At 72.3% G+C, this 18,165-nt stretch carries 18 protein-coding genes and 1 riboswitch; of the genes, 9 read left to right on the top strand and 9 right to left on the bottom strand.

Translation table 11 applies throughout. The features are described 5' to 3' along the window. Nucleotides 1-23 precede the first annotated feature (23 nt). Nucleotides 24-2,921, top strand: coding sequence for a vitamin B12-dependent ribonucleotide reductase (locus ACPXBU_RS28455; RefSeq protein WP_425760435.1), 2,898 nt, complete (start codon nt 24-26; stop codon nt 2,919-2,921). Nucleotides 2,922-3,297: 376 nt separating this feature from the next. On the opposite strand, the gene bluB is transcribed toward ACPXBU_RS28455, so the two are convergent. Both bluB and ACPXBU_RS28445 read right to left on the bottom strand, forming a co-directional pair. Continuing rightward, complete coding sequence (gene bluB / locus ACPXBU_RS28450; RefSeq protein WP_425760434.1) at nt 3,298-3,924, bottom strand: 5,6-dimethylbenzimidazole synthase; 627 nt, start codon at nt 3,922-3,924, stop codon at nt 3,298-3,300. Between the two features lie 62 nt (nt 3,925-3,986). Then, nucleotides 3,987-4,886 (bottom strand): bifunctional 5,10-methylenetetrahydrofolate dehydrogenase/5,10-methenyltetrahydrofolate cyclohydrolase, encoded by a 900-nt coding sequence (locus ACPXBU_RS28445; RefSeq protein WP_425760433.1) that lies wholly within the window; start codon nt 4,884-4,886, stop codon nt 3,987-3,989. A 12-nt stretch (nt 4,887-4,898) separates the two neighbouring features. Next, a riboswitch (ZMP/ZTP riboswitch) is annotated at nt 4,899-4,980 on the bottom strand. Between the two features lie 179 nt (nt 4,981-5,159). Here ACPXBU_RS28445 and ACPXBU_RS28440 point away from each other — a divergent pair. Together ACPXBU_RS28440 and ACPXBU_RS28435 are read left to right on the top strand one after the other, a co-directional pair. Beyond that, the gene (locus ACPXBU_RS28440) at nt 5,160-5,729 is read left to right on the top strand and encodes an RNA polymerase sigma factor (protein WP_425760432.1); all 570 of its coding nucleotides are present in this window, start codon (nt 5,160-5,162) and stop codon (nt 5,727-5,729) included. 18 nt (nt 5,730-5,747) lie between these two features. Further along, on the top strand, nt 5,748-6,713 hold the full coding sequence (locus ACPXBU_RS28435; protein WP_425760431.1) for a CU044_5270 family protein: 966 nt from the start codon (nt 5,748-5,750) through the stop codon (nt 6,711-6,713). Nucleotides 6,714-6,735: 22 nt separating this feature from the next. Here ACPXBU_RS28435 and ACPXBU_RS28430 read toward each other — a convergent pair whose 3' ends face one another. Further along, a complete protein-coding gene (locus ACPXBU_RS28430; RefSeq protein WP_425760430.1) occupies nt 6,736-7,239 on the bottom strand; it encodes a hypothetical protein in 504 nt (167 codons plus the stop codon). A gap of 444 nt (nt 7,240-7,683) precedes the next feature. Between ACPXBU_RS28430 and ACPXBU_RS28425 the strand changes: the two genes are divergently transcribed. Next, complete coding sequence (locus tag ACPXBU_RS28425) at nt 7,684-8,619, top strand: DUF2332 family protein (protein WP_425760428.1); 936 nt, start codon at nt 7,684-7,686, stop codon at nt 8,617-8,619. An 80-nt stretch (nt 8,620-8,699) separates the two neighbouring features. Here the strand turns inward: ACPXBU_RS28425 and ACPXBU_RS28420 are convergent, their stop codons facing one another. Together ACPXBU_RS28420 and ACPXBU_RS28415 are read right to left on the bottom strand one after the other, a co-directional pair. Further along, the gene (locus ACPXBU_RS28420; RefSeq protein ID WP_425760426.1) at nt 8,700-9,641 is read right to left on the bottom strand and encodes a MerR family transcriptional regulator; all 942 of its coding nucleotides are present in this window, start codon (nt 9,639-9,641) and stop codon (nt 8,700-8,702) included. A 47-nt stretch (nt 9,642-9,688) separates the two neighbouring features. After that, nucleotides 9,689-10,252: a dihydrofolate reductase family protein gene (locus ACPXBU_RS28415; protein WP_425760425.1), complete on the bottom strand. Its 564-nt coding sequence runs from the start codon at nt 10,250-10,252 to the stop codon at nt 9,689-9,691. 198 nt (nt 10,253-10,450) lie between these two features. Between ACPXBU_RS28415 and ACPXBU_RS28410 the strand changes: the two genes are divergently transcribed. Then, entirely contained in the window at nt 10,451-10,705 is a 255-nt protein-coding gene (locus ACPXBU_RS28410) for a DUF5522 domain-containing protein (RefSeq protein ID WP_425760423.1), read from the top strand. Between the two features lie 73 nt (nt 10,706-10,778). Next, complete coding sequence (locus ACPXBU_RS28405) at nt 10,779-11,330, top strand: hypothetical protein (RefSeq protein WP_425760422.1); 552 nt, start codon at nt 10,779-10,781, stop codon at nt 11,328-11,330. A gap of 19 nt (nt 11,331-11,349) precedes the next feature. Here ACPXBU_RS28405 and ACPXBU_RS28400 read toward each other — a convergent pair whose 3' ends face one another. Beyond that, nucleotides 11,350-12,039, bottom strand: a complete 690-nt coding sequence (locus tag ACPXBU_RS28400; protein WP_393374923.1) for a metal-dependent transcriptional regulator — start codon at nt 12,037-12,039, stop codon at nt 11,350-11,352. A gap of 101 nt (nt 12,040-12,140) precedes the next feature. On the opposite strand from ACPXBU_RS28400, the gene ACPXBU_RS28395 reads away from it, so the two are divergent. From ACPXBU_RS28395 to ACPXBU_RS28385, 3 genes are read left to right on the top strand one after another with little or no spacing between them, the layout of a single operon-like run. After that, on the top strand, nt 12,141-13,001 hold the full coding sequence (locus ACPXBU_RS28395; protein ID WP_425760420.1) for a sulfurtransferase: 861 nt from the start codon (nt 12,141-12,143) through the stop codon (nt 12,999-13,001). A 48-nt stretch (nt 13,002-13,049) separates the two neighbouring features. Further along, entirely contained in the window at nt 13,050-14,231 is a 1,182-nt protein-coding gene (locus tag ACPXBU_RS28390; protein ID WP_425760419.1) for an acetoin utilization protein AcuC, read from the top strand. Nucleotides 14,232-14,253: 22 nt separating this feature from the next. Beyond that, complete coding sequence (locus ACPXBU_RS28385; protein WP_425760417.1) at nt 14,254-16,809, top strand: GNAT family N-acetyltransferase; 2,556 nt, start codon at nt 14,254-14,256, stop codon at nt 16,807-16,809. A 6-nt stretch (nt 16,810-16,815) separates the two neighbouring features. Here the strand turns inward: ACPXBU_RS28385 and ACPXBU_RS28380 are convergent, their stop codons facing one another. The 3 genes from ACPXBU_RS28380 to ACPXBU_RS28370 are packed head-to-tail and all read right to left on the bottom strand — an operon-like array spanning nt 16,816 to nt 18,094. Then, nucleotides 16,816-17,223, bottom strand: a complete 408-nt coding sequence (locus ACPXBU_RS28380; RefSeq protein WP_393374934.1) for a VOC family protein — start codon at nt 17,221-17,223, stop codon at nt 16,816-16,818. Next, a complete protein-coding gene (locus ACPXBU_RS28375; protein WP_425760570.1) occupies nt 17,220-17,669 on the bottom strand; it encodes an SRPBCC domain-containing protein in 450 nt (149 codons plus the stop codon). The genes ACPXBU_RS28380 and ACPXBU_RS28375 overlap by 4 nt, the downstream gene beginning before the upstream one ends. 53 nt (nt 17,670-17,722) lie before the next feature. Then, a complete protein-coding gene (locus ACPXBU_RS28370) occupies nt 17,723-18,094 on the bottom strand; it encodes an ArsR/SmtB family transcription factor (protein WP_393374937.1) in 372 nt (123 codons plus the stop codon). Nucleotides 18,095-18,165 lie beyond the last annotated feature (71 nt).

Below are 18,165 nucleotides of genomic sequence, written 5' to 3'. Positions count from 1 at the left end.
TTTTCGAGAGATTGGGACGCGCGGTGGGTGACCGCGCAGACGAGGGGGGCGACGGCGTGACAACTAGCCGTTCACGGAGCAAGGCAGGCGCGGGGCTGAAGATCGAGCGGGTGTGGACGACCGAGGGGGTCCACCCGTACGACGACGTCGCGTGGGAGCGCCGCGACGTCGTGATGACGAACTGGCGGGACGGCTCGATCAACTTCGAGCAGCGTGGGGTCGAGTTCCCGCAGTCGTGGAGCGTCAACGCGGCAAACATCGTCACCACCAAGTACTTCCGGGGCGCGGTGGGGACCCCGGAGCGGGAGTGGTCGCTCAAGCAGTTGATCGACCGGGTGGTCACCACCTACCGCACCGCCGGTGAGGAGTACGGCTACTTCGCCAGCCCGGCGGACGCCGAGATCTTCGCCCACGAGCTGACCTGGATGCTGCTGCACCAGGTGTTCAGCTTCAACTCGCCGGTCTGGTTCAACGTCGGCACGCCGTCGCCGCAGCAGGTCAGCGCCTGCTTCATCCTGGCCGTCGACGACTCGATGGACTCGATCCTCGACTGGTACAAGGAGGAGGGGCTGATCTTCAAGGGCGGCTCCGGCTCCGGGGTCAACCTGTCGCGGATCCGCTCGTCGAGGGAGCTGCTCTCCTCCGGCGGCACCGCCTCCGGCCCGGTCAGCTTCATGCGCGGCGCGGACGCCTCGGCCGGCACCATCAAGTCCGGCGGCGCGACCCGCCGTGCGGCCAAGATGGTCATCCTCGACGTGGACCACCCGGACATCGAGGAGTTCGTGGTCACCAAGGCGCGCGAGGAGCACAAGATCCGTGCGCTGCGCGACGCCGGGTTCGACATGGACCTCGGCGGCTCCGACATCGTCAGCGTGCAGTACCAGAACGCCAACAACTCGGTCCGGGTCTCCGACGAGTTCATGGCGGCCGTGGAGAACGGCGGCGGCTTCGACCTGCGTGGCCGGCTGGACGGCTCGGTGATCGACACCGTCGACGCCAAGAAGCTGTTCCGCACCATCTCCCAGGCCGCCTGGGAGTGCGCCGACCCGGGCCTGCAGTACGACGACACGATCAACGACTGGCACACCTGCCCGGAGACCGGGCGGATCACCGCGTCGAACCCGTGCTCGGAGTACCTGCACCTGGACAACTCCTCGTGCAACCTGGCCTCGCTCAACCTGATGAAGTTCCTCCGCGCCGACGGTGGCTTCGAGGTGGAGAAGTTCGTCAAGTCCGTCGAGTTCGTCATCACCGCGATGGACATCTCGATCTGCTTCGCGGACTTCCCGACCGACAAGATCGGTGAGACGTCCCGCGCCTACCGGCAGCTCGGCATCGGCTACGCCAACCTGGGCGCACTGCTGATGGCCACCGGCCTGCCGTACGACTCGGAGCAGGGCCGCTCGGTCGCCGCGTCGATCACGTCCCTGATGACCGGCACCGCGTACCGCCGCTCGGCCGAGCTGGCCGGCGTGGTCGGCCCGTACGACGGCTACGCCCGCAACGCCGAGCCGCACAAGCGGGTCATGCGCAAGCACGCCGCGGCCAACGACGAGATCAAGCCGACCAGCCCGGTGGCCACCGCCATCGTCCGCGAGGCGACCAGGCAGTGGACCCAGGGCAACAAGATCGGTGACAAGTTCGGTTGGCGCAACGCGCAGGCGAGCGTCCTCGCCCCGACCGGCACGATCGGCTTCATGATGGACTGCGACACGACAGGCGTGGAGCCGGACCTGGCGCTCGTCAAGTTCAAGAAGCTGGTCGGCGGAGGCTCGATGCAGATCGTCAACCAGACGGTGCCGCGCGCGCTGCGCAGCCTCGGTTACCCCGAGGAGCAGGTCGAGGCGATCATCGAGCACATCGCCGACCACGGCCACGTGGTGGACGCCCCGGGCCTCAAGCCGGAGCACTACCCGGTCTTCGACTGCGCCATGGGTGAGCGGACGATCGCCCCGATGGGTCACGTGCGGATGATGGCGGCCATCCAGCCGTTCGTCTCCGGCGCCATCTCCAAGACGGTGAACATGCCGGAGGCGGCCACCGTCGAGGACGTCGAGAAGATCTACTTCGAGGGCTGGAAGCTCGGCCTCAAGGCGCTCGCGATCTACCGGGACAACTGCAAGGTCGGTCAGCCGCTCTCGGTGGCCAAGTCCAACAAGACCACCGAGCCGGCCGCCGTCGAGGCCGCGCCGGTCGCCGTCGAGAAGGTCATCGAGTACCGGCCGGTCCGTAAGCGCCTGCCGAAGAAGCGCCCGTCCGAGACGGTCAGCTTCTCCGTCGGTGGCGCCGAGGGCTACCTCACCGCGTCGTCCTACCCGGACGACGGCCTCGGCGAGGTCTTCCTCAAGATGTCCAAGCAGGGCTCGACCCTGGCCGGCGTGATGGACGCCTTCTCGGTGGCCATCAGCATCGGCCTGCAGTACGGCGTTCCGCTGGAGACGTTCGTCAGCAAGTTCACCAACATGCGCTTCGAGCCGGCCGGCATGACCGACGACCCGGACGTGCGGATGGCCGCCTCGGTGATGGACTACATCTTCCGTCGCCTGGCGCTGGACTTCCTGCCCTACGAGCGCCGCGCCGAGCTGGGCATCTTCACCGCGTCCGAGCGGGCCGCGCAGCTGCGGGCCGAGGCCGACGCGGAAACCGCCGCTGTCACCGGAGCGGAGCTCACCGCGATGGCGTCCTCGGCACCGGTGGAGGCCCCGGCCAAGTCGGAGGCTGTCGCCCAGCCGGCCCAGGAGATGGCCGACGTGGCCGCCGCCAAGCCGGCGCCGAGCGTGGGTTCCAGCACCGAGTTGCTGGAGGCCGTGATCGGCAAGGCCGCCGACGCGCCGCTCTGCTTCACCTGCGGTACGAAGATGCGCCCGGCCGGTAGCTGCTACGTCTGCGAGGGCTGCGGCTCCACAAGCGGCTGCAGCTGACGTACGAACGCGAGATCCGCGAGCGCGGCAGGGACCACACCTGCCGCGCTCGCGGCGTTTCCGCTGCTTGATCGACTCCCGTTCCAGGGAACCGGGGCATCAACCTCGTCTGGACACCCCGACTTCACGAAACCCGAGTCGATCGTGCTGCCGAAGGAGATCGGGAACGCGCCCAGCGCAGAGCGGCGATCGCCGTGCCTCTTGCCGTCGAAGGTCCGTCGCGTCGAACCGGGCTACTGGCGCGTTCGCGCGGCGGCGGGCACGGCGTTGCGGAAGAGCATCGCGACAGTGGTCGGACCGACCCCGCCGACCCGGGGTGCGCCGCTGGCGGCGACGAGCCCCGGGCGTTCGCGCGCCCGGGGCTGCGGTCACCCGTTCACTCGGACCAACGATCGTGGTGGATCACCGACGACAGCGGGCGACGTTGACGCCAGCCGTGCCGCTCCAGGTCCGGCGTCTGCTCCAGATGGGTGACCGGGCCGAGGCAGAGCCACGCCACCGGGCGGACGGTGGCCGGGATGCCGAGCAGCTCGCGCAGGAACGGCTCCCGGTAGAACGAGACCCAGCCGACCCCGAGCTGCTCGGCGGTTGCGGCCAGCCACAGGTTCTGGATCGCCAGGCAGACCGAGTAGAGGCCGGCGTCGGCGATCGCGTGACGACCGAGCACGGCCGGCCCGCCCCGTTGGGGGTCGTACGTGACCACGACCGACAACGTCGACTCCCGTACACCATCGATCTTGATCCGGGCGAAGCGTTCCGCCGCCGGGCCGTCGAGAGTGGCCGCGAAGGTGTCCCGCTCCCGCTCCACGTGTCGGTGGAACTCCTGCCGCAGCTCGGGATCGCGGACCAGGATGAAGTCCCAGGGCTGGGAGAGACCGACGCTCGGCGCGGCGTGCGCCGCCGTGAGGATCCGATCCAGCGTCTCGGCGGGGATCGGCGCCCCGGTGAACTGGGCACGTACGTCCCGGCGGCGGTGGATGGTCTCGTAGAGTCCGGTGTTCACGGCAGGCGATTCTCCCCACTCGCGCGGGGCACCTCGCAACGTTTGTGCCACCGGCAGCATAGCTACCGACTCGCGCGCTCGGCGGCGCGCACAGCGTTGCGGAAGAGCATCGCGACAGTGGTCGGACCGACCCCGCCGACCCGGGGCGTGATGGCGCCGGCGACCTCGGCGCACGCTTCGTCCACGTCCGGCAGGAGGCGTCGCCCGTCGTAGCGGACGCCGGCGCCGATGACGACGGCGCCCGGCTTGACGTGCTCGGGTCGCACGATCCCGGGTACGCCGGCGGCGGCGACGAGGATGTCGGCGCGGCGGGTGTAGCGGGCCCAGTCGGGCACGCCCGTGTGCACGACGGTGACGGCGGCGTTGGCGGTGGGGCGCTTCTGGGCGAGCAGCATCGCCAGGGGCCGGCCGAGGGTGGCGCCCCGGCCGAGGATGACGACCTCGCGACCGGCGACGGGGATCTCGTGGTACGCCAGGAGGGCTTCGATGCCGGCGGGGGTGCACGGCAGCGGGCCGGGCAGGCCGACGGCGAGGCGTCCCATGTTCAGCGGGTGCATGCCGTCGACGTCCTTGTCCGGGTCGATTGTCTGTAGCGCCGCGTCGTAGTCCAGATGGCCCGGAACGGGGTACTGCACGAGCAGTCCGTGCACGGCCGGGTCGGTGTTGAAGCGGGCGATGGCCTGGTGCAGCTCGGCCTGGGTGGCGGTGGCGGGCAGGTGCACGTGCGGGGAGTCGAACCCGAGTTCGGCCGCCTGACGCTGCTTGATGGAAATGTAGCCGGCGCTGGCGTCGTCGTCGCCGACGAGAATTGTGGCGAGGCTCGGTGTGATCCCTCGGCTGCGCAGGCGTGTGGCAGCGGCTGCGGTCTCGGCCAGGACGGCTTCGGCGACGGGAGCACCCGGCAGGAGCCGGGCCGTGCCCGCCGGGGTGTGGTGCTCCGCGGATCCACGTGTCGTGGTCATGATGTTCCTCCACGCAGGCGCCCAGGCGGTCGACGCCCGCGAGAGGCTCCCCGATGGTTCGACCATCCCCGTGCCGCCAGTCGCCGGTGCCCTCGATGATGCCGCATCACCAGGGCAGCCGCCCAACCGGACCGGCAGCGCCGCCGCAGGGCGGGCGGGTACGCGGTGCCGCGTCGGCGGCACGAGGGGCCGGTCAGTCGGCCGGGGCGTTCGGTAACACAAGCGGCCCGTCTTACGAAGTAGAGGTGTGAAGGCTACGAGAGAGGACAGCCTGTGAATGAGCCCGGCGAAGCGGGGGGTGACATCTCCGGCATCGGGGCCGATCCGGTGGCCTTCGAGGTCTTCTACCGGCGGCACCTGGAGGCGGTGGGCCGTTTCGTGGCGCGGCGGGTCGACGACCCGCACCTCGCCGCCGACCTGACCGCCGACGTGTTCCTCGCGGTGATCGAGTCGGCGGGCGGCTACCGGCCGGACCGGGGTAGCCAGGTCGGCTGGCTCTACGGGGTGGCCCGCAACGTCATCGGCGACGAGCGGCGTCGGGCGGCCCAGCGACTGAGGGTGACCGGCCGGCTGGCCGGACGACGGGACCTGGGCCCCGATGACATCGCCCGCATCGAGGAGCGGATCGACGCCGAGTCGGCGGCCCGCCACACCTATCGGGCGCTGGGCGAGCTACCCGAGGGCACCCGAACGCTTGTCGAACTCGTCGCCGTCGACGGCCTGACCGTCGCGGAGGCGGCGACCGTGGTCGGGATGTCCCCGGTCGCTGCCCGGGTCCGCCTGCACCGTGCCCGTCGCGTCGTCCAGGCCGTGCTCGCCCGCCCGGCCGCCACCCTCGCCTGATGAGACGGAGCTGACATCATGAACAAGACCGAACAGTCGACCGACGGTTTCGAGGAGCAGCTCCTCAGAGATCTGACCGCCCACGTCGCCCGCCGGGCCGAGGTGGCTTCGGCGACCCGTCCCGCCGGACTCCGTGCCCGGTTCCCGCGCGGTTGGCGCCTGGCCGGAGCGTTCGGACTGACCGTCGTCCTGACCGCCGGCGCGCTGGCGGTCCAGACGATGGGGGTGGGCGACAAGCCGCCGCCCACGGCAACCGCGTCGGAGATCTTCCGGATGGCGGCCGACGCCGCCCGGCAGCAGCCCGAGCTCACCGCCCGGCCCGACCAGTACGTCTTCACGGAATCCCTGGTGACGATGAGGGACCAGCCGGCCAGCGGCCCGTACCGGACGCATCGGAGCCAACTGTGGCAGTCGGCCGGCGGTATCGCGTACTCGCAGGGACGCTATCGACCGGAGACCGATCCGAACGGGTGGAGCGACCTGACCGAGCTCCGTCTCGGTGATCCCGGGGATCCCGAGAAGGAGCTCGATGCCTTCCAGGCGCCGGCGTACCACGGCGACCTGCCCACCGATCCGGACGAGTTGCTTCGATACCTTCGGGAGCACCCGGTCGACCTGCATCTTCCCGAAGGGGCCGATGAGGAGGCCGTCTACGGGGACGAGAGCATGGTGTACACCACCGCGTGGACGATGCTCAACGGCTACGTGCCACCCCGAGCGCTGGCGGCGCTGTTCGACCTGTTGGCACGGGAGCCCGGGGCTGTCGTCATCTCGGGCGACGTGGTGGACGCCGCCGGTCGACACGGGGTGGCGATTCGAATGCCCGGCGTGATCGGTGGTAACCAGGACGTCCTCTTCGACCGGGACACCCACGCCTTCCTGGGCCATCGGGGGTCGGTGATACGCGACGGCAAGGAGTCGGTGGACCTGGCTTCCGCGCTCCTCCGTATCGCCGTCGTCGACCGGCCGGGCCAGCTGCCCTGAGCGGTGCCGGACGCGTCGCCGATCAGGATGTCCCGCCAGCCGGCATCGACGTGGCTGGCGGGACTGTCGGTGCCGTCGCGGCCCGCCGCCAGGACTGAGCTGTCGACTGGTCGTGGTAGCGGGTGAACCCACAACCCCAGGCGATGGCGTCGTCGAGCGGAGATCCTCCGGGACGAGGCTGACGAGGCCCACCGCTGACAAGCAACCGCGAACCGACCGCGTACGACGTGAAGCTCTCCGCCGTGAGGTCGTGCGTTCCCCTCACCGGCGGATCCATGTCCACTGTGACGCGCGACGCGGTGCCACCGGAGAACCACTCGCCGACGGTGAAGGTGACTCCCACGAGGTCCAGCCTGTCGACGCCCGGACGGTTGGTGCGGGCTGGTCCGATGGTGGCCACGACACCGTCGAACGCGAATGCCCGGTTGGCGAGCGTCTCCGGGCTGAATACCTCCACACAGCTCGCCGCGCCAGCGTCCGGCAGTGGCCCGGACCGGTCCCGCGTCGGATCGTCCCCGTCGGTCACCGGGGAGGCGGACAGAGCCGCCAGGCGCGGCCCGTCGGCAGAGTCGTTTCCGCCCCGCGATCCCGCGCCGACAAGATCTAAAGCGACGACACCGCCGCCGAGCGCGAGGGCCGTCGCCGCGGCAGCACCGAAGAGCCCAAGGTGCCGCCTCCTGCGCTGTGTCGATCTGGCCGCGCGAAGCAGATGGTCCACCGGCGTGGGCCCGACGGGTCCACGGTCCGTGAGCCGTTCGGGCAGTCGGCCGGCTTCCTCGTCGTTCATCCGTGACTCCCTACGCAGGTCGGACAGCCGGATTCGGCCGCCCTCCTTGGACGCGCTACCGGCCGCTGTGGATCCACCACGGTCAGCCCGGCCCACCACGGGTCGCGTTGCCGGTGCGGGCGGTGAGTCAGCACACGGAAACGGGGCCTGACCTTCCGAGGAATGGGCTGCGACGATGAGGGCATGACGACCGCTGAGACGTACGCCGAGTTCGGCAGCCGCGAGGCGCGTGGGGTGTCGCCCACGTACGAGCGTCTGGCGCAGGCCGTCGCCCACGACGACGCCCTGCTCGCCCTGCTCGACGGGCTCCCGCCGGCCAAGCGGCAGCCGAATCTGCTGTTCGGCGTCGTGCGCTGGCTCGGCGGCCCGGTCGACGACCCGGCCACCTTCCACGACTACGCGGTGACGCACTGGCCGGCCATCGAGGCGCAGCTGCGGGTCCGGGCCACCCAGACCAACGAGAGCGGCCGGTGCGCGGTCCTGCTGCCGCTGCTCGCCGCGCTGCCGCAGCCCCTCGCCCTGGTGGAGGTCGGTGCGTCGGCCGGGCTCTGCCTCTACCCCGACCGGTACGCGTACCGCTACGGCGATCATCAGGTGGGCTCGGGTGAGCCGGTCCTGGAGTGCGCTGCCGACGGCCTGGTGCCGCCGGTCCGCGTACCCCGTGTGGTGTGGCGGGCTGGCCTGGACCTCAACCCGCTCGACGTGACCGACCCCGGCGACGTGTCCTGGTTGGACGCCCTGATCTGGCCGGAGCACGCGCACCGGCGGGCCCGGTTGCGGGCCGCGGCGGCGGTCGCCGCGGCCGATCCTCCGCTGCTGGTCCGCGGCGATCTGGTGGACGACCTGCCGGCGCTGGCCGCCCGCGCGCCGGCCGACGCGACGCTCGTGGTCTTCCACACCTCGGTGCTCTACCAGGTGCCGGCGCCGCGCCGGGACGCGTTCGTCCGGCTGGTCCGGGAGCTGCCGGGGCACTGGATCGCGAACGAGGCGCCGGACGTGCTGCCGTACGACGGGTTGCCCGACCCGCCGAGCGACGCGCTGCACAACGTCCTCGCGCTCGACGGCAAACCGCTGGCCTGGGCCAGGGGCCACGGCCAGGCGATGACCTGGTTCGGCTGAAGCCGCCGAGCCGCCGAGCCGCCGAGCCGCCGAGCCGCCGAGCCGCCGAGCCGCCGAGCCGCCGAGCCGGCCCGGCCGGCTCAACGAGGCTGTTCGGGCATCCGGGCGTGCAGGGCCCGGATGAACCAGTCCACCGCCGGCGCGGTCGCATCGCCTGTCGACCAGCCGTTGAGCACCGCCACCAGGTCGAGGTAGCGGTCCCGGCGGGGATCGTTGGCAAGCACCAGCCGGTCGAGCAACCGCTGACGCAGGTCGGCGTCGTCGGAGTGACAGTGCAGGCTCGCGTACCGGCTGGTGGTCGCCGCGACCACCGGATCGGCGGCCGGGCTGGTCGGGTCGAGGCCGGCCGCGAGGGCGGGGGCCACCCCGTCCCGGACCACCGCGACGGCGTCCGGGCGGGGTAACCCGGGCACGTCGTGGTCGGTGGCGTGCTGCCGCGCCATCCGCCGCATACTCGCCCGGAAGGTGGGCTCCCGGCACAACTCGGCCAGCTCCAGCCACGCCTGCACCTGCTCGGTGCTCGGGTCGTCGGGCAGCTCCGGTGTCATCGAGACGATCACACCCGGGTACGCGGGCTGGTCGCCGAGGCCGGCGAAGACGCTGGCCAGGAAGTCGCCCACCAGGTGTGCCCGCGCACGGGTGGTGAGCTGGGCCAACCGGTGCAGCTCGTCCACCTCAGCCGGGCCCGACCCGCGCCTCGCCGCGACGGTGAGCACCGCCTGGCGCAGGCGCAGCACCCGGATCTGCACCGCCAACGCCTCGGCGTGCGCGGCGGCCACCTCGTGCAGGGGCACCTCGTGGTCCACCACCCGCCGGATGGTGGCCAGGCCCACGCCCAGGTCGCGCAACGTCCGGACCAGCTCCAACCGGGCCGCCGCCTCGCCGTCGAAGAGGCGATAGCCGGTCGGGCTCCGGTCCGTCGGCGGCACGATCCCGCTGTCGGCGTAGTACCGGACGGTCTTGACGCTCAGGCCGGTGCGTCGGGCCAACTCGCCGATCGTGTACCGCTCCGCAGCACTCATGCCCCCACCCTGCTGTCTCCCCCCGGTGGAGACTCAAGTGACTGACGTCAGCGAGCCCGCTCGTGGCGGAGCAGGACCACACCGTTGCCGAAGACGCGGCTCTCCGCCAGCCGCAGGCCGGTCGGGGCGTCGGCGTCGGGGAAGAGTCGGCGACCCCGGCCGAGCAACACCGGGTGGACGTAGATCCGGTACTCGTCGATCAGGTCGTGCCGGGCGAACGTCGCGGCCAGGTCGGCCCCGCCGAGCCCCAGGTCGCCGCCGGGCTCGGCGGTGAGCCGCCGTACCTCCTCCGGATCCACCTCCCGGACCACCGTGGCGTTCCAGTCGGCGTGGTCGAGCGTGCGGGAGTAGACGATCTTCGGCATGTCCCGCCAGATGCCGGCGAACTCGCGCATCGGCGCACTGCTGGTCGGGTCCTGGTCGGCGGTCGGCCAGAAGTCGGCCATCAGCTCGTAGCTGACCCGGCCGTTGAGGAACCCGCCCATGTGCGCGATCACGTCGTTGAAGTGCTGGTGCAGCTCCTCGTCGACCTGGTGCCAACCGATGTCGCCACCGGGGCCCTCGAAGAACCCGTCCAGCGACAGGCTCATGTGCACAACGATCTTCCGCATGGTGTCTCCTCCGTGCTCGGCACAACGATCGATGCCGAGCATCGTCGGACCCTACGACGAAACCGGCGGCGTGTCCCGCATTCGTCGCAGCGGAGGGCAGACCACGAACGGGCACGCCGCCCCGGTGCCCAGCACGCTCGACCGACGAATCTGACGACGGCCTAGACTGCTGCGGGTGACCCGGAAGGACTGCTGCTGGTGACCGGGGAGCGACGACCCCTGGCGGATCGGCCGCTCACCGAGCCGCACCCGACCCGGCTGTCGCCCGCGCACCCCGACCGGGCCCGGATCCTCGCCACGCACGCCGCCGCGCTGACCGCCGGGGAGGCCGGCTACCTCGACCCGGCGACGGGGTTGTTCGTGCTCAGCGCCGGGTTCCTGGCCCGGCGCGGCACCTGCTGCGGGCGCGGCTGCCGGCACTGCCCGTACGTGGACGATCCACCGTCGGAATAGGCGTCAGCGAGGGCTTCCGCCGGACACCCACACCCCGTACGGTGGCCGACGAACATTCGGCGGAGGGTGGAGCGTGCGCGGGCGGATCGTGGTCGGAGGGCTGGCGGGGCTGCTGGTGAGCGGCTGCGCCGCCGAGGCCGAGCCGGCGGCGGTGCTACCGCCGCCGGTGCCGATCGCCGTGGAGGTGGTGGCGGCCTCCTCGGGCGGTGCCTGCCGGTTGTTGGACTTCGCGGTGATCGAGCAGTTGGTGAAGGTGCGCTTCGACGTGGCGGCGGCCAGCGAGCAGGGCGACACGCACACCTGTGTGGTGCGGACCGGGGGCGCGGCGCTGCCGGAGTTGACGCTCACGGTGTCCGAGACCACGATCGACAAGGTGACGTTCGGTGCGGACGTGGTGCCGGACAGGGCGGCGAAGGTCACCGGGGTGGGTCAGCAGGCGTACCGGCGGACCACCGCCGCGGCGAGCGGGCACGGGCCGGTCGCCGAGGTGGGCTGGCTGGCCGCCGACGGGCGGCTGGCGACGTTGAGCTGGACCGGTGCGCGTGGCAGCGAACGCTCGGCGGCGGAGAAGATCACAGGTGACCTGGCCGCGCTGGCCAAGAAGGTGGACACCCGGGCGCTGTGACGCCCGGGTGGCCGGTTGGTCAGTTGGCGGCGACGAAGACCCGGGAGGCGACCTCGCGGGGGAGTCGCACCCGGTCGCCGGACCTGTCGATCGACACCCCGTCGCGTTCCTGTGCCACGGTCACCGTGGCGCCCGGGTCGACACCGGCGGCGTGCAGTTGACGCAGCACGTCGGCGTCCTTCTGCACGCTCTCGCAGATCCGGCGTACGACGACAGTCCCGGAGAGGCCGGGGAAGGCCAGGTTGCGCTCGCTCTCGACGGCCTCGGTGGCCTCCGCCACCGGCGAGCCCAGCTCCTGTAGCCCCGGGATCGGGTTGCCGTACGGGGAGCGGGTCGGCCGGTTGAGCAGGTCGTACACCCGCTTCTCCACCGCGTCGCTCATCACGTGCTCCCAGCGGCAGGCCTCCTCGTGGGCCTCCTCATAGGGCATCCCGATGACGTTTACCAGCAGCAGCTCGGCGAGGCGGTGCTTGCGCATCACGGACACGGCGCTGCTGCGGCCCTGCACGGTGAGCGCCAGGTGCCGGTCGCCCTCGACGGTGAGAAGGCCGTCGCGTTCCATCCGGGCGACGGTCTGGCTCACGGTGGGGCCGCTCTGCTGCAGCCGTTCGGCGATCCGTGCACGCAGCGGCGGCACCCCCTCCTCTTCCAGTTCGAGGATGGTGCGCAGGTACATTTCGGTCGTATCGACCAGGTCGTGAGACTTCATAACGTCAGCGGCCCTCCGGTGCTAGATGCTACCTCGGGAGGCGGGCCCACGGCCCCCGCCGAACCGCGTGCCCTCGACGTGAATGGTGTTGGATGGTCGCCATGTCCGGTACCCAGGAGCCGCTGGTCGAGGTCGATCAGCTCACTGCCGAGCTCGACCAGGCCGATCCGCCCACCCTGCTCGACGTGCGCTGGCGGCTCGTCGGCCCGCCCGGCCGCGAGGACTACCGCGCCGGTCACCTGCCCGGCGCTGTCTTCGTCGACCTGGACACCGCGCTCTGCGGGCCGCCCGGCGCCGGCGGTCGGCACCCGCTGCCCGACCCGGCCACGCTGGAGGCCGCGCTGCGGGCCGCCGGCGTCCGCGCCGGTCACCCCGTGGTGGTGTACAACGGCGGCGACGGCCTGGCCGCCGCGCGGGCCTGGTGGACGCTGCGCTGGGCGGGACACCGGCAGGTGCGCCTGCTGCACGGTGGCTACCCGGCCTGGGTCGCCGCCGGCCGGCCCGTCTCCACCGCCGCGCCCACCCCGACCCCCGGCGACGTCGTGGTACGCCCCGGTGATCTTCCGGTGCTCGACGCGGGGCAGGCCGCCGAGCTGGCCGCCGCGGACGACGCCGTGCTGCTCGACGTCCGGGCGGCGCCCCGCTACCGGGGTGAGGTCGAGCCGATCGACCCGGTCGCCGGGCACGTGCCGGGGGCGGCGAACCTGCCCGCCGGAGAGTACGTCGGCCCGGACGGGCGCTTCCCGGCCGCCGACGCGTTGCGAGAGCGGTTCGCCGCCGTCGGGGCGACCGACGCGCGAGCCGTCGGGGCGTACTGCGGCTCCGGGGTGACCGCCGCGCAGGCGGTGCTCGCGCTGCACCTGGCCGGCCGCACCGACGCGGCCCTCTACGTCGGATCGTGGAGCAACTGGGTGGCCGATCCGACGCGCCCGGTCGCCCCCGGGCCGACATCCGGGCGCTGACCAGCGCGTGCGGTGGGTCGGCGACGGTCCTCGTGCGACGATGGGCTCATGTCCGACGACACGGTGGTGGTGTGGGACGAGTCGCTGCTCGCCTACGACATGGGTGACCATCCGCTCGACCCGGTCCGGGTGGAGCTGACCGTCGCGCTGGCCCGCGAGCTGGGCATCCTGGATCGGCCCGGCGTGCGGATGGTCAAGCCGGAGCCCGCCGACGACGCCCTGCTCACCCGCGTGCACCACCCGGCCTACCTGGCCGCGGTGCGGGCCGCGCCCCGCGATCCGCTCTTCGCCGGATACGGGCTGGGCACCTCCGACAACCCGATCTTCGAGGGGATGCACGAGGCCAGCGCGCTGATCACCGGTGCGACGGTGGCCGCCGCCGAGGCGGTCTGGCGTGGCGACGCCCGGCGGGCCGTGAACGTGGCCGGCGGCCTGCACCACGCGATGCCCGCCCGCGCATCCGGCTTCTGCGTCTACAACGACCCGGCGGTCGCCATCGCCCGCCTGCTCGACCTGGGCGCGGAGCGGATCGCGTACGTGGACGTCGACGTGCACCACGGCGACGGCGTGCAGCACGTCTTCTTCGACGACCCCCGGGTGCTCACGGTCAGCCTGCACGAGACCCCGCTCGCCCTGTTCCCGTACACCGGGTTCGCGGACGAGACGGGCGGGCCGGGCGCGCAGGGCACCGTCGTCAACATGCCGCTGCCGCCGGGTGTCGACGACACCGGCTGGCAGCGGGCGTTCCACGCGATCGTGCCGTCGGTGCTGCGCGCGTTCCGGCCGCAGGTGCTCGTCAGCCAGTGCGGCGCCGACGGGCACCGACTGGATCCGCTCGCCGACCTCAACCTGACGGTGGACGGGCAGCGGGCCACCTACCTGGCGATGCGCGCGCTCGCCGACGAGTTGTGCGACGGCCGGTGGGTGGCCACCGGCGGCGGCGGATACGCGCTCGTCGAGGTGGTGCCCCGGGCCTGGAGTCACCTGCTGGCCGTGGCCACCGGTGCCGCGATCGACCCGGCGACGCTCACCCCGCCGGGCTGGCGGGAGTTGGCCGCGTCCCGTCGTCTGGGCCGGGAGGTGCCGCTGCGGATGACCGACGACGCGGGCCCGTCGTACGAGCCGTGGCAGCCGACCGGCGAGCCGAACGCGGTGGACCGGGCGATCGCGGCGACCCGCAAGGCCGTCTTTCCGCTGCTCGGGCTCGATCCGCACGATCCACGGGACTGAGCGGAGCGGGAGGGCTGCGCCGGTGACGACCGTGGACCAGCCGGTGGACGTGCTGCTCAGCGACGGCAGCACCGTCCAGTTGCGTCCGATCGACCCGGCGGACGCGCCGGGCATCGTGGCGATGCACAGCCGGTTCTCCGAGCGCACCCGCTACCTTCGGTACTTCTCGCCGTACCCCCGCATCCCGGAACGGGACCTGATCCGGTTCGTCACCGTCGACCACCACGACCGGGAGGCGTTCGTGGTGCTGGCCGCCGACCGGATCGTCGCGGTCGGCAGGTACGAGCGGCTCGGCCCGCAGGCGCCGGACGCGGAGGTGGCCTTCGTGGTGGAGGACGCCTACCAGGGCCGGGGCATCGGTTCGGTGCTGATGGAGCACCTGGCCGAGACCGCCCGCCGCAACGACATCATGAGCTTCGTCGCCGAGGTGTTGCCGAGCAACGGGACGATGCTGCGGGTCTTCGCCGACTTCGGTTACCAGGTCCAACGCGAGTACGCCGACGGTGTGGTGCACCTGAGCTTCCCGATCGCGCCCACCGAGGCCACGCTCGAGGTGCAGCGCGGCCGGGAGCACCGCACCGAGGCCCGCTCGATCGCCCGCCTGCTCGCCCCGCGGGGCATCGTCGTCTACGGCGCCAGCGCCACCGGCCAGGGCGTCGGCGCGGCGGTGCTGGGGCATCTGCGCGACGGCGGTTTCACCGGCGCGGTGGTGCCGGTGCACCCGAGCGCGTCGACAGTGGCGGGCCTGCCCGCGTACCCGTCGGCGGTTGATGCCGGCACGCCGGTGGACCTGGCGGTGGTGGCGGTCCCGCCGGAGGCGGCGACCGCGGTGGTCGCCGACGCCGCCGCCGCGGGGGTGCACGGCCTGGTGGTCATCTCGGCGGGCTTCGCCGAGGCCGGGGCCGAGGGCGCGGCCACGCAGCGGGCACTGGTCCGCGCGGCGCACGCCGCCGGCATGCGGGTCGTCGGCCCGAACTGTCTCGGCGTGGCCAACACCGACCCGACGGTACGCCTCAACGCCACCCTCGCCCCGGCACTACCGCCGGCGGGCCGGGTGGGCATCTTCAGCCAGTCCGGCGCGTTCGGGGTGGCGCTGCTCGCCGAGGCGGACCGGCGTGGCCTCGGGTTGTCCAGCTTCGTCTCGGCCGGCAACCGGGCCGACGTCTCCGGTAACGACCTGCTGCAGTACTGGCAGGACGATCCCGGCACCGACGTGATCATGTTGTACCTGGAGACCTTCGGCAACCCCCGCAAGTTCGCCCGGCTGGCCCGACGGATCGGCCGCGCCAAACCGGTGGTCGCGCTCGCCTCGCCGGCCCGCCCGGTGGGGGTCGGTGACACCGCCGGGCCGGACGAGGTGGCGGTGGCCGCGCTCTTCGCCCAGTCCGGGGTGATCCGGGTGGACACCGTGCCGGAGCTGCTCGACGTGGGTGTGCTGCTGGCCAACCAGCCGTTGCCGGTCGGCGGCCGGGTCGGTGTGGTGGGCAACTCCTCGGCCCTGACCGGCCTGGCCGCCACCGCCTGCGTCGGGCAGGGCCTCACGGTGGCCGACGGTTATCCCCGCGACGTCGGGCCGAGCGCCGGTGCCGCCGAGTTCGCCGCCGCTCTCGCCGAGACGGCCGGCGACGACCACGTGGACGCCCTGGTGGTGGTCTTCGCCCCGCCGCTGCCCGGCCAGCGGACCGAGGTGGACGCCGACGTGACCGCCGCCCTACCGGCGGCCCTCGCGCTGGGCAAGCCGACCGTGGCGACGTTTCTGGTCGGGCAACTGCCGCCGGGGGTGCCCGCGTACGGGGGAGTGGAGGAGGCGGTGCGGGCTCTCGCCCGGGTGCACCGCTACGCCGAGTGGCTGCGCCGCCCGCCCGGGGTCGTGCCGGAGTTGCCAGGCGTCGATCGGCACGCCGCGCCTGCCGCGTTCCGCACCGACGCCACCGACCCCGGTGCGCTGCTGGCCGCGTACGGGATCGACGTGGTGGCGTCGGTGCCCGTCGACTCGGTCGACGCGGCGGCCGACGCGGCGGCGCTGCTGGGCTATCCGGTGGCGCTCAAGGCGGCGGCCCCCGGGCTGCGGCACCGGCTCGACCTCGGCGCGGTCCGGCTCGACCTGCCCGACGAGCCGGCTCTTCGTCGGGCGTACACCGAGTTGGCCACGGCCTTCGGTGCGGACGCGCTGGTCCAGCCGATGGTCCCGCCCGGGGTGGCCTGTGTGGTGGAGCTGGTGGAGGATCCGGCGTTCGGGCCGGTGGTCGGCTTCGGTCTCGGTGGGGTCGCCACCGAGTTGCTGGGCGACCGGGCCTGGCGGGCGGTGCCGCTGACCGACACCGACGCGGCCGAGTTGGTCGACGAGCCCCGGGCGGCGCCACTGCTGCGCGGGCACCGGGGTGCCGCGCCGGTCGACCGGAGGGCCCTGGCCGACCTGCTGCTGCGGGTGGGGCGGCTCGCCGACGAACAGCCCCGCGTGCGGTCGCTGACCCTCAACCCGGTGCTCGCCCGCCCGGACGGCATCGCGGTCCTGCACGCCCAGGTCCGGGTGGGCGGCGAGGCCACCCGCCCGGACACCGGCCCCCGCCGGTTGTAGCACTGGTCAGGCGCGGCTGGAGATTTGCTGCACCGCCCAGGAGTTGCCGTCCGGGTCGGTGAAGAAGACGAAGCCGACGTTGTCCAGTGGGTGTGGCGTGGGGGTCGGGCTGGCGCCCAGCACCTGGATCTCACTCACCTCCACCCCCCGCTCGACCAGCTCCGTGCGTGCCCGCTCCAGGTCGGGCACCACAAGTTGCAGGCCCTTGAGCGAGCCCGGTGGCATGTCCGGGACGACGCCCTTGCCGATCACGATCGAGCAGCCGGAGCCGGGTGGGGTCAGCTGGATGATGCGCGCCTCGTCATTGATCACCGTGTCGTGATCGACAGTGAAGCCGAGCTGGTCGGCGTAGAACTTCTTCGCCCGGTCCAGATCGGAGACCGGCACGATCACCACTTCGAGTGTCCAGTTCATGGGTGCTCTTCCTCTGTCGTCGTTGCGGAGCGCAGCAGGTCGGCCAGTCGGGTGAAGCTCTGCCCGGCCCCCCGCGCCATCGGGTAGCGCAGCACGGTGTCCCGTCCCTGCGCCGTGGCGTAGAGCAGCGTGGTGGTGACTGTCGTTCGCCCGGCCACCTCGGTGAACTCGTGGCTGACCACTGTCTCGCCCGGGTAGGACTGGTCGTCGAAGAGCTCGGTGTAGACAAGTCGGTGTGGCGGCTCGACCTGTCGATAGACCCCGGCCTGGGCCATCCGTGCGCCCTCCGGGCCCTGCGACACGAACCGCCACCGCCCGCCGACCCGCAGGTCGACGTCGCACTCCGCCAGCCGCCATCCGTGTGCGCCGTACCACCGGACCAGCAGGTCGGGTCGGGTGAAGGCGGCGAACACCAGCCGCGCCGGCGCCTCGAACAGCCGACTCATCACGATCTCCCGGTCGCCCGGGGTGTGCACGACCAGCGGTTCGTCGACGCCTGTCACTCGCCCGTCCCGTCCGGTCCGGCGGGCCGATGCTCGGTGCCGTCGACAGACTGGAGCTCGTCGAGCAGGACGTCGAGGCGCTGGTAGCTCTCCGCCCAGTAGTCGCGGTAGGTGGCGAGCCAGGCCGTCGCGTCACGCAGGGGGCGGGCCTCCAGTCGGCACGGGCGGCGTTGGGCGTCCCGACCCCGGCTGACGAGACCAGCGCGTTCCAGCACCCGGAGGTGCTTGGAGATGGCCGGCTGGCTCATCTCGAATGGCGCTGCCAGCTCCGTCACGGTCGCCTCCCCAGCCGCGAGTCGGGCGAGGATGGCCCGCCGGGTCGGGTCGGCCAGCGCCGCGAAGGTCGCATCCAACAGCTCCGTGTCCACTATTCATAACCTCCTGGTTCTATAACCAGTTGGTTTTATCGTGGATGGGTGCCGTCGTCAAGCACCACAGC

Source organism: Micromonospora sp. DT231 (assembly GCF_049847025.1).
In the GTDB taxonomy this organism is placed as follows: domain Bacteria; phylum Actinomycetota; class Actinomycetes; order Mycobacteriales; family Micromonosporaceae; genus Micromonospora.
This window is presented reverse-complemented; position numbering and strand designations above follow the sequence as displayed.